Origin of the sequence: Candidatus Parakkermansia intestinigallinarum (assembly GCF_944389695.1) — a bacterium.
GTDB lineage: Bacteria > Verrucomicrobiota > Verrucomicrobiia > Verrucomicrobiales > Akkermansiaceae > Akkermansia > Akkermansia intestinigallinarum.
Window position 1 is genome coordinate 63,700 of the sequence record NZ_CALXNG010000011.1, and the last position, 10,608, is coordinate 74,307.

The 10,608-nt window shown below is 63.7% G+C and carries 6 protein-coding genes; 4 read left to right on the forward strand and 2 right to left on the reverse strand.

What is annotated here, in order from left to right:
• Nucleotides 1-12: 12 nt before the first annotated feature.
• On the forward strand, nucleotides 13-1,431 hold the full coding sequence (locus AC6UAL_RS04780; RefSeq protein WP_500682226.1) for a TonB-dependent receptor: 1,419 nt from the start codon (nucleotides 13-15) through the stop codon (nucleotides 1,429-1,431).
• A complete protein-coding gene (locus AC6UAL_RS04785; protein ID WP_500682227.1) occupies nucleotides 1,431-2,645 on the forward strand; it encodes an aminotransferase class V-fold PLP-dependent enzyme in 1,215 nt (404 codons plus the stop codon). Before AC6UAL_RS04780 ends, AC6UAL_RS04785 begins: the two co-directional genes overlap by 1 nt.
• Nucleotides 2,646-2,845: 200 nt before the next feature.
• Here AC6UAL_RS04785 and AC6UAL_RS04790 read toward each other — a convergent pair whose 3' ends face one another.
• Together AC6UAL_RS04790 and dnaE are read right to left on the reverse strand one after the other, a co-directional pair.
• On the reverse strand, nucleotides 2,846-4,258 hold the full coding sequence (locus AC6UAL_RS04790; protein ID WP_500682228.1) for a serpin family protein: 1,413 nt from the start codon (nucleotides 4,256-4,258) through the stop codon (nucleotides 2,846-2,848).
• 35 nt (nucleotides 4,259-4,293) lie between these two features.
• Nucleotides 4,294-7,812, reverse strand: a complete 3,519-nt coding sequence (gene dnaE, locus AC6UAL_RS04795; protein WP_500682229.1) for a DNA polymerase III subunit alpha — start codon at nucleotides 7,810-7,812, stop codon at nucleotides 4,294-4,296.
• Nucleotides 7,813-7,930: 118 nt separating this feature from the next.
• On the opposite strand from dnaE, the gene AC6UAL_RS04800 reads away from it, so the two are divergent.
• Nucleotides 7,931-8,620, forward strand: a complete 690-nt coding sequence (locus tag AC6UAL_RS04800) for a M50 family metallopeptidase (protein ID WP_500682230.1) — start codon at nucleotides 7,931-7,933, stop codon at nucleotides 8,618-8,620.
• Nucleotides 8,621-8,683: 63 nt separating this feature from the next.
• A complete protein-coding gene (proS, locus tag AC6UAL_RS04805; protein WP_500682231.1) occupies nucleotides 8,684-10,204 on the forward strand; it encodes a proline--tRNA ligase in 1,521 nt (506 codons plus the stop codon).
• Nucleotides 10,205-10,608: the final 404 nt, after the last annotated feature.

A 10,608-nucleotide genomic window follows, 5' to 3' on the forward strand; every position in this document is an offset into this window, starting at 1 on the left:
CCCCGTATAACCTTGCACTCACAACTCCCCATGTCCTCCGTCACCCAGTCGCTTGCCGCCACGCAGGAGAAAGCCTTCCGCATCAACATGGACAAGCAGTGCTACGGCTCCTTTGCAGAAATCGGCGCCGGGCAAGAAACCGCCAACTGGTTCTTCCGCTCCTCCGGAGCCGCCGGCACCGTCGCCAAAACCATCTCGGCCTACGACATGACCGTCAGCGACAGCCTCTACGGCCCCGTCAAACGCTACGTCTCCGAAGAGCGCCTCAAGCAAATGATGGAGTGCGAATACGAAACCCTCATCAACCACCTCGGAGAAAAGCGCGGCAAAGACACCTGCTTCTTCGCCTTCTGCAACACCGTCAAATGCAAAGGCTACAGAGACAACGGCCCCTGGGCCGCGTGGATCGGCGTGCGCTTCCAGCTCAAACCCGAAGCCCCGCCCAGCGACTTCGTCCTCCACGTCCGCCTCCTGGTCCCCGACCACGACATCCAGATGCGCGTGCTGGGCATCCTCGGCGTCAACGTCCTCTACTCGCTCTTCTACAAGCGCGAGCGCATGGACGAGTTCGTCCTCAACATCGGCGCCAACCTCGATCGCAGCTTCTACGAAGTCGACTTCATGCGCTTCTCGGGGCACGGCTTCAGCATGTTCGACAACCGAATACTCGCCCTCCAACTCGTCCGGAGCGGCCTCTCCGAAGCCACCCTCTTCTGCCCCGACGGCACCGTCGCGCAGCCGGCCGACCTCCTCTACAAACGCCCCATCGTACTCATGCGCGGCAGCTTCCTGCCGCTGTGCAAAATCCACATGGAAATGATGGACAGCGTACGGAGCAAATTTTACGAATCCCTGCCCGAAGAGCAGCGCAGCCGAGAAATCGACATCTGCGAAATCTCCCTCTCCAACCTCCTGCGCGGGCGCGACGTCGACCTGCTCGACTTTATCGACCGAGCCGACGCCCTCGCCGCCCTCGGCAAAACCGTCATGGTGACGAACATCACCCACTTCCACCGCATCTCCACCCTCCTCAACCAATACACCAGAGAACCCGTCGCCATCGCCCTCTCCATCGGCCTGCTCAACGAAGTCTTCAAAGAAAAATGGGCTGACACACCCGGCGGCATCCTCGCCACCATGGGGCACATCTTCGTCAACCGCACGAAATTCTACGTCACCCCGTGGATCAACCGCAAAACCGGAGAATTCGTCACCGCCACCACCTACCGCGCCCCGGAGAAATACCACTACCTCTACCGCCACCTCTGCGCCAACGGAGACATCGTCGACGTCCCCTACTTCAACCAAAAACTCCTCTTCCAGACCCCGCGCGACATCATCCGCATGATACGCGCCGACGACGAACAGTGGAAAGAGTACGTCCCCGAGCAGGCCTACCGCATGGTCGAGCACCTCAAAGAGAGCAACTAATGAACCATCGTTCCGACTTCCCGATCCTGCGCACGACGATCGGCAAAAACCCCCTCGTCTACCTCGACAACGCCGCCACCACCCAGAAACCCCACTGCGTCATCGACGCCGAGCGTCGCTACTACGAAGAGCAGAACGCCAACATCCACCGCGGCGCCCACTACCTGAGCCGCCTCGCCACCGAAGCCCACGAACAAGCGCGAGCCTGCGCCGCCGACTTCCTGCACGCCGCCTCGCCCAAGGAAATCATCTTCACCTCCGGCTGCACCGCCGGCATCAACCTCGTCGCCATGGTCCTCGGCATCGCCGGACGCCTGCGCGAAGGCGATGAAATCCTCGTCACCACCGACGCCCACCACTCCAACATCGTCCCTTGGCAAATGCTCTGCGAGCGCACGGGCGCCGTCCTCAAACCCATCCCCCTCACGGCCGAGCTGCGATTTGACGAAGATGCCTACCTGCGCCTGCTCAGCCCGAAAACCCGCCTCGTCGCCGTCCCCTGGGTCTCCAACGCCCTCGGCTGCATCAACCCCGTTGCGCGCATCACCGCCGCCGCCAAACACAACAACGCCGACTGCCTCGTCCTCATCGACGGCGCGCAGAGCACCGCGCACATGACCGTCGACGTCCAAGCCCTCGGCTGCGACTTCTACGCCTTCTCCGGGCACAAAGTCTACGGCCCCACCGGCACCGGCGTCCTCTGGGGGCGCGAAGCCCTGCTCAGCGAACTGCCGCCCTGGCAAGGCGGCGGCGAAATGATCCGCGAAGTCACCTTCGCCAAAACCACCTACAACGAACTCCCCTTCAAATACGAAGCCGGAACCCCCAACATCGGCGGCAACATCGTCCTTGCCGAAGCCCTGCGCTACGTGCAAAACATCGGTGCGGACGCCATCGACCGCCACGAACAAAAGCTCACGCACCGCCTCTACGAAGGGCTGCAAGCCATCGGCGGCATCAACATCCTCGGCCCGAAAGACGGGCGCGGAGCGCTCATCTCCATCAGCGTACCGGGCGTACATCACTACGACCTCGGCACCCTGCTTGACCAGATGGGCGTCGCCGTGCGCACCGGGCACCACTGCTGCCAGCCCCTCATGCAAGCGCTGGGCATCACCGGCACCACGCGCTACTCCTTCGGCGTCAACAACACCGAAGAAGACGTCGAGCGCGCCCTCGCCTGCACCGAGCGAGCCCTCGCCATGCTGCGCTGAAGCCGAGACCGCCATCGCTCATCACCGAAACCGGGCACAACGTGCCGTCAGCCCGTTCGGAGTCGGCATGCGGCACGACCGAGCGTCGCGTCTCATCGGCGCCCGTCGGATTCCCGCATAGCTTCGAGCCGGGCGGACGGCGGAGAAATGAGCGCTTTCCGGGAGCGGGAAGGGCAAACCGGACAAGACGGCCCCATCCCTCACGGCGCTTCGGTGATGCCGGCGAAGAGGAAGGGGGCGTCGGATGCGGCGTCGCTGATCCACCAGACAAAGGGGCGCGAGAAGGTGAGCGTCGGGCCGTCGTTGCCCGCACGCGAAGCGCCGCCGGTGTTTTCGATTTCCTCATCCGTGCTTTCCGCCAGGCGCAGGTTGAAGCGCAGGTAGAGCGCTCCCCGCATGGCTTGCCCTTCGTTCTCTCCGGCTCGCGAGCGCGGCATGGGGTCGATGTTCATGCTGCGGAGCAGGGGCAGCATGTCCTGCACGCCGCCGGAGCTGATGTGCAGGACGGGAATCTGCAGGCAGACGGGGCGCTCGGGGGCTTCGAGAAGAGCCGCCCGTATGGCGTTGAGTTGTTCGAGGGTCATGTGGCCGACGAAGTCTCGCACGTTGCCTTTCGGCATGACGATGGTGTAGCCCAGCGAGTCGCCTTCTTTTTCATCGCGGCGCAGAAAAAGCGTCACTGCCGTCCACGAGCCGTCGGCTGCTTCGGCGCAGCGGTAGCGGGCCGTTGTGCACATGGTGGGGACTTCGGGTTGGGCCCCTCGGCCGTAAAAGGGGAGGTTTTGCCGCAGGTCTTTGCTGATGGGGGTGAGCCATCGCGGCTCCCAGCTCAGGTCGGCGACCGCCAGAATCTGCATCTGCGGTGAGAGATCCGAGTCGATCAGCACCAGGGAATTTTTGCCGGGGTCGGCGGCGCTCAGGCGGTTGATGAGGCTGAGGCAGGAGCGGTATTGGCGCGCCAGCGGTACGGAGACGATGTCTCGGTGTTCTGCCGTGAGTTCCTGCTGCTCGTCGGCGAAGAGTTGCATCGCGTAGAGCGGCAGGGTCGAGGGGGAGATTTGCGTCGCGCTCAGCCCGAAGTGGCGGCAGCTTTCGTCGATCGGCCGGCCGTCGATTTCGCGCAGCGCCAGAATCATCTCCGTCACCATGGCCGGGGACACGACGGCGTTGCCGCTGCTCTGGCGTGCAGCCGCTTGCAGCAGGCGCAGCGAAAAGGCGTCGCTTCGGACGCCGCCCTCGGGCAGGGTGATGGTGGGTTGCGTCTCGGGCGCATCGCCGGCCTGTTGCGGTATCGCGTAGAGGTAGAGCAGGCAGGCGACGATGCCCAGCAGGCAGAGGGCGAGGGCGCCCTGCCAGAGGGAGGGGCGGGAGCTCGGCTGCGCGGGTGGGGCGGTCGGGCTTGCATGTTGCGGGGCGGCGCTCGGCGCGGGTGCGGCGGTCGGGCTTGCGTGTTGCGGGGCGGCGCTCGGCGCGGGTGCGGCGGTCGGGCTTGCATGTTGCGGGGCGGCGGTCGGCGCGCTGGCGGCGGTCGGGCTTGCGTCCGATGGGGGTGAGACGGGCGAGGCTGCGGCTCGTGCGGGCTTGTCGGGAGAGGGGGTGTCAGGCTTATCCATGGCGGAGCTTTGCCGGTGGCGGGCGGCGGCGTTCTTCAGCTGTAGAGGGAGAGCTCTTCGTCGAGCGCGGGGGAGGGCGTGACGCGGAAGCGTTCGCCCAGCTCGATGCAGGCGCGGTTGCCCAAGGAGTTGCGGAAGTTCAGGTGGACGGGGGTCTTGCCCGGGTGGCGAAGCAGCGTTTCGCGAATCAGCTGCAAGTCGCCTTCGTCGTGGCGAGCCGTGTTGAGCGTGATTTCGTAGTAATGCGCCGACGCGGCACCGCCTCGGCGCGATTTGCCGCCGATGAGCTCAAGACCGTTGCCGGACACCTTCTTGCCGCCGCTCTTTTCGTCTATCGTGATGCGGGCGCGGAAGCGTACGAAGTTGCCCTCTTGCAGCAGGCCCTCGACGGCGGCGGCCTTCGTGTACGAATCGCCCCAGAGCAGCACCTCGGTCGAACCCGTGAAGTCTTCCACCGTGATGACGGCAAACTTCTGCCCGGAGGACTTCGCCGTTTTGATGACGACGGCTCGTATCATGCCGGCCATGTCCCGCTGGCTGCGGATTTCCTCGGCTTCGAGGTCGGGCAGGGTGCCGATTTGCACGTAGCGGGGCTGGTCGATGATGCCGCGCATGCTGTCGAGCGGGTTGCCCGTGAAGTAGGCTCCGGTCAGGAACTTCTCTTCGTCGAGGCGCTTGGCCTTCGGCCATTCCTGCACGGTCACCTGTTCTTCGGCGGGCGAGACGGTTTCCGTCATATCAAAGAGGCTCATCTGGCCCGCTTCGTTGTCCTTGTGCACGCTGGAGGCGCCGTTGAGGCACTGCTCGATGGAGTCGAAGATGCCGGCGCGGCACACGTGCATCCAGTCAAAGGCGCCGCACTGAACGAGCACTTCGAGCTGGTTGCGGCGCACGGCCTGCGGCGGGATGCGGTAGCAGAAGTCTTCGAGACTCTTGTAGGGGCCGTTCTTTTCCCGCTCTTCGACGATGACGCGCACCGTTTCCGAGCTCATGCTCTTGACCGAGGCGAGGCCGAAGCGCACCGCCAAGTGCCCGTTGGGCATCGTCTCGGGCTGAAATTTCACGGCCGAGCGGTTGACGCAGGGCCCCAGCACTTCGATGCCCATGCGGTTTGCTTCTTGGATGAAGACGCCGATTTTTTCATTCGTCGCTTCGTTGGACATGAGGCCGCAGAGGAACTCCACGGGGTAGTGCGCCTTGAGGTAAGCCGTCCAGTACGAGATGTGGCCGTAGCAGGCGGAGTGCGATTTGTTGAAGCCGTAACCGGCGAACTTCTGGATTTTATCGAAGATGGCGTTGGCGGTCTTCTCGTCGATTTGGTTGACCTCGCGGCAGCCTTTGACGAAGCGGTTGCGCTGCTCCTGCATCTCCTTCATGTCCTTGTGGCCCATGGCTCGGCGCAGCAGGTCGGCGCCGCCGAGGGTGTAGCCGGCCAGCAGCTTGGCGGCGGCCTGCACCTGCTCTTGGTAGATCATCACGCCGTAGGTCGGGCCGGCGACCGTCTCGAGCAGCGGATGCTCGTATTCCGCTTGTTTGAGCCCCTTCTTCACGGCGATCATATCGTCCATGAACTGCATGGCGCCCGGGCGGTAGAGCGCCAGCAGGGCAATGATGTCTTCGATGTTGTCGATGCCGTAGCTGCGGCAGGTATCGACCATGCCGCCGGATTCAAGCTGGAAGACGCCCATGGTGTCGCCCCGGTTGAGCAGAGCAAGCGTCTCGGCATCTTGAATATCGACCGCATCGTAGCGGAAGTCGGGCACGCGCCAGCGCACGTAGCGCTCGGCGTCTTTCATGACGGTGAGGGTCTTGAGCCCGAGGAAGTCCATCTTGAGCAGGCCGGCATTGTAGATGGCGCCCATGTCGCACTGCGCGACGACTTCGCCCGCGGGGTTGCTCAGATCGTCGCGCGTGAGGGCCACGTACTCATCCAGCGGTCGGTCGCCGATCACGACGCCGGCTGCGTGCATGCCCACGTTGCGGATGGTGCCTTCGAGCTTCAGGGCGTAGTCCCACACCTCGCGGTACATGTCATTCTGCTCGATGAGGGTGCGGAGATCTTCGTTGGTCTCGTAGCTCTTTTTGAGGGTCACGCCGGGGCCGCTCTCGATGAGCTTCGTCATGCGATCGCTGTCGGCGAACTCGAGGTTGAGCACGCGAGCCACGTCCTTGATCACCGATTTGGCGCCCATGGTGCCGTAGGTGATGATGTGCGTCACGGCACGCTCACCGTATTTGCGGCGCACGTATTCGATGACTTCGGGGCGTCGGCTCTGGCAGAAGTCAATGTCGATATCCGGCGGGCTCACGCGCTCGGGGTTGAGGAAGCGCTCGAAGATCAGGCCGAACTTGTAGGGGTCGATGTTGGTGATCTTCATGCAATAGGCCACCAGCGAGCCCGCCGCCGAACCGCGGCCCGGCCCCACCGGAATGTCGTGGTCTTTCGCCCAGTTGATGAAATCGGCCGTGATGAGGAAGTAGCTCGGGAAGCGCAGGTGATTGATGGTGTCGAGCTCGTAGTCCAAGCGGCGGCGGAGCTCTTCATCGTGCTCGGCGCGCTCCTTGCCGTAGCGCTCCTCGAGCCCCTTGTAGCAAATCTTGCGCAGGTACTCCTCGCGCGGCGAGCCGTCGGGCGTGGCGAACTCGGGGTAGCGCTCCGTCGAGGTGGAGTCGAGTTTGATGGACGTGTTGCAGCGCTCGGCGATCACGTTCGTGTTTTCGTAGGCGTCGGGATACTCCGGGAAGAGGCGGCGCATCTCTTCCTCGCTCTTGAGGTAGACCGACTTCGGGTAGTGCATGCGGCGGGCGTCGTTGCGTTTGTTGCCCGTGCCCACGCAGATGAGGATGTCGTGCGCGTCGTGATCCTCCTCGTTGAGGAAGTGGGCATCGTTCGTCACCACCAGCGGCACGTCGTGTTTGCGCGCAAGGCGCACCAGCTCGGGGGTGCAGCGCCGCTCTTCCTCCAGCTCATGGTCCTGCAGCTCGACAAAGAGGTTGTCTTTGCCGAAGATATCCAGCAGCTCCAGCAGCACCTCCTCCGCCTTCTCGGGCTGGTCTTGGAGAATCCACTCCTGCAGCGGCCCGGAGATGCAGCCCGTCAGGCAGATGAGCCCCTTGCTGAACTCGCGCAGCGTCGCCATATCCACCCTCGGCTTGTAATAAAAGCCCTCCAGATGGCTGCGGGAGACCATCTTGATCAAATTCGCCCAGCCGACATTCGACTCGCAGAGCAGAATCAGGTGCGTGTACTTGTGGCGCCCGGGTATCTGCTTTTTGACATCCAGCGGCGTCGGCGCCAGATACACCTCGCAGCCGAGAATGGGCTTGAAAATCGGTTTGGGTTCATCGGGGTGCTCGCGGTTCCACTCCTGCACGCCCTTGTTGTGTTTCTTCACGTTCACCATGAATTCAATGGCGGCAAACACGTTGCCGTGATCCGTCACCGCCACGGAGCTCATCCCCATTTCCGCGCACTTGCGAATCAGATCCTTCGTGTGAATCATGCCGTCGAGCAGGGAATACTCCGTATGGACGTGTAGGTGTGTGAAAGCCATGGCGCAGGGGCATTATACATGAAGGCGCCCCGGCTGTCATGCGGGAAATGATGCGCCGCGCCAAAAAAGCGCGGCAGCTCTTGTGTTGCCGCCCCGCATCGCGTACAATGAAGGGCGGATGATACGCCTGCGCCTGTTTCGCATCCCCGTCGCCGTCGCGCCCTCGCTCTGGGCGGCCCTTGCCGCAGCCGCGCTGCTCTTCGGGAGCCGCTCGGTCGCGGACGTCCTCATCTTCATGGCGGCAAGCCTGCTCTGCCTGCTGCTGCACGAGCTCGGGCACGCTCTGGTCGGCCGGGCCCTCGGCGGCGGGCATCCCGTCATCCTGCTCTCCGCCGCCGGCTGCGGCTGCCTGCATGCCGATGCCCGGCTCTCGCGCACGGGCAGCATCATCACAAGCCTCGCCGGCCCTCTCGCGGGGCTTCTGCCGGCGCTCCTCGCTCTGCTGCTCATGGCGGGCGGCGAGGCCGATGTGCTGCGACGCGCGAGCGAGGTGCTCTGCGGACGCGACCCGGCGCTGAGCGGAGCCGCGGGGCAGGGGATTGCCTGCGCCGTCGGCGACATCCTGCTGCCCGTCTCGTTCTGGTGGAGTCTGTTCAACCTCCTGCCCGTCATCCCTCTCGACGGCGGTCGCCTTCTGGCTGAAGTCCTGCGTTCGCCGGCTCTCGCGCAGCGCATCAGCCGCGCCGCTTCATGCACGCTCGCCCTCGCTCTGCTTTTCACCAAGCTTTGGCCCTTCAGCCTGCTGCTTGTCTGCTTAGCTTTCAGTTGCCGCAAGCGGCAAGGGGCCGAGCGTCGGCAGGCGGGCTGAGCCGCGCTTTTCCGGTTGACATTTCCGCAAGTTTCTCTAAAATCCCCTCGGAACAACACATTTATGGCTCAACAGAACGCAATCTCCCCCACCCGCGCCCAGGACTTTCCCGAATGGTACCAGCAAGTCATCAAAGCCGCCGACCTCGCTGAGAACTCCGAGGTGCGCGGCTGCATGGTCATCAAGCCCTGGGGCTACGCCATCTGGGAACTCATCCAGCAGCAGCTCGACGCGGAATTCAAGCGCACCGGCCACACCAACGCCTACTTCCCCATGCTCATCCCCGTCGCCTATCTGGAGAAGGAAGCCGAGCATGCCGAAGGCTTCGCCACCGAGTGTGCCGTCGTCACCCACCACCGCCTCGAGGCCGTCAAAGACCCCGAAACCGGCAAGACTCGCATGATTCCGGCCGGCGAGCTGACCGATAAGTACGTCATCCGCCCGACCTCCGAGACCGTCATCGGTGCCGCCTTCTCGCGCTGGCTCGAGTCCTACCGCGACCTCCCCTTCAAAGTCAATCAGTGGTGCAACGTGATGCGCTGGGAAATGCGCCCGCGCATCTTCCTGCGCACCGCCGAGTTCCTGTGGCAGGAAGGCCACACCGCCCATGAGACCCGCGAAGAGGCCGAGCTCGAGACGGCGACGATGCACAAGGTCTACGAGGACTTCCAGCGCGATGTGCTTGCCGTGCCCTCCATCCCCGGTGAAAAGACCGAGCACGAGCGCTTCCCCGGAGCAGTGCGCACCTTCACGGTCGAAGCCATGGTGCAGGATCGCAAGGCTATTCAGGCCGGCACCTCGCATTTCCTCGGCCGGAACTTCGCCAAGGCTCAAAACATCAGCTTTGCCGACCGCAACAACCAACGCCAGTTCGCTTGGACGACCTCGTGGGGCGTCTCGACGCGCATGATCGGCACGCTCATCATGGCGCATTCCGATGACGACGGTCTCGTCTGCCCGCCCCGCGTGGCGCCGAAGCAGGTTGTCATCATCCCCGTCACCCCCAAGGCCGAGACCCGCGAGGCCATTCTCGCCCACTGCCGCGAGCTCGCGGACAAGCTCAGCGCTCAGAGCTTCCACGGCTTGCCCATCCGCGTCACCGTCGACGAGCGCGACCTCGGCGGCGGCACGAAGAAGTGGGAGTGGATCAAGAAGGGTGTGCCGGTGCGCCTCGAAATCGGCCCGCGCGATCTTGAGAAGGGCAGCGTCTGTCTCTGCCGCCGCGATCAGCCGACGGGCGACAAAGCCTTCGTCGCGGAAGCCGAGCTGGTCGACGCTGTTGTCGAGTTGCTCGACGACATTCAGAATGCCCTTCTGACGCGCCAGCAGCAGTTCCGCGACAGCCACATTCGCCCCTGCAACAGCCTCGAGGAACTCAAGGCGAACTTCAGCGGCGAGGGCGATGCCGACTGGCTGCTCTGCCCCTGGGACGGCACTCCCGAGCAGGAGGAGGAGCTCGGCAAGAGCCTTCGCATTTCCATCCGCTGCATCCCGCAGGGAGACATGGGCTGCGGCCCCGAGACCCCCTGCATCCTCACCGGTCGCCCGACTACGCGCCGCGTGCTCTGGGCCCGCAGCTATTGAGAAGGCCACGGCCTTGCGGATTCTTCAGCCGCAAATTTCGCCCCCCGCCGGCAAGAGCCTGCGGGGGGCGTTTCTTTCTGACTTCAGAGTGAGCTGCTTTAGTTCGCTGTTCTTCAAAGGGTATCGGATCTCGGCAGCAGACTGCAGCTGACAGTGTCGGCAAAGAACTTCTTGATGCTTGGGCTTTGCTCAAGAGGTCCAGACGCCGGCTGCGCATCAAAGGCTGAGCCTCCGAGTCTCGTCGATTCGATAAGGTCAGGGAAGAGGTGATCTTTCTTCTCGACCCATAGACTTTTCAGACAAAGATTGCGTCAAATCTCTTTACCCCCGGCAAACCAGTGCCGGAGGACGTAGTAGATCAGGCATTGCCGCGCGTTGGCCAGTGCCTTGGGCGAGACGCGCGG

Coding starts and splice junctions, on each gene's coding strand:
- dnaE (WP_500682229.1), bottom strand. CDS start 7,812: ATGGCTTTCACACACCTACACGTCCATACGGAGTATTCCCTGCTCGAC.
- proS (WP_500682231.1), top strand. CDS start 8,684: ATGGCTCAACAGAACGCAATCTCCCCCACCCGCGCCCAGGACTTTCCC.
- AC6UAL_RS04790 (WP_500682228.1), bottom strand. CDS start 4,258: ATGGATAAGCCTGACACCCCCTCTCCCGACAAGCCCGCACGAGCCGCA.
- AC6UAL_RS04800 (WP_500682230.1), top strand. CDS start 7,931: ATGATACGCCTGCGCCTGTTTCGCATCCCCGTCGCCGTCGCGCCCTCG.
- AC6UAL_RS04785 (WP_500682227.1), top strand. CDS start 1,431: ATGAACCATCGTTCCGACTTCCCGATCCTGCGCACGACGATCGGCAAA.